Source organism: Leifsonia sp. SIMBA_070 (genome assembly GCF_046534635.1).
In the GTDB taxonomy this organism is placed as follows: domain Bacteria; phylum Actinomycetota; class Actinomycetes; order Actinomycetales; family Microbacteriaceae; genus Leifsonia.
In genome coordinates this window covers 1-257 of sequence record NZ_JAWRYK010000531.1, presented here as the reverse complement: position 1 = coordinate 257, position 257 = coordinate 1, and the positions used below count along the sequence as shown (strand labels likewise).

Here is a 257-nt window from a genome sequence, read left to right as displayed (position 1 = left end):
AACAGCGATTTGATTCACAATCGTTTCGTTTTGTAGTGGAGCAGCTTCAGAATTGCAGGAATCATGCTCGTAGTAAAAAGCTGCAGCACTTTTAGGATGCTCGTACGAATACGTCCAACACTCGTTATTCCCGATTGTTTTTGGTTGTCCATACCTGCTTGTGACTTCTCCATAGGTCGATCCTAATGGCATGTTCACACCTTTGATGCGGCCCTCTTTTGCTGACTCCATGATGTCTTCCAAGAGGTGCAAACTGA

Annotated in this window: 1 protein-coding gene; it reads right to left on the bottom strand. The window is 44.7% G+C overall.

Going from position 1 to position 257, the window contains the following annotated elements:
• Positions 1-243: hypothetical protein (locus SB754_RS21325; RefSeq protein ID WP_410784333.1), on the bottom strand; the 243-nt coding region annotated here is incomplete at its 3' end.
• Positions 244-257: the final 14 nt, after the last annotated feature.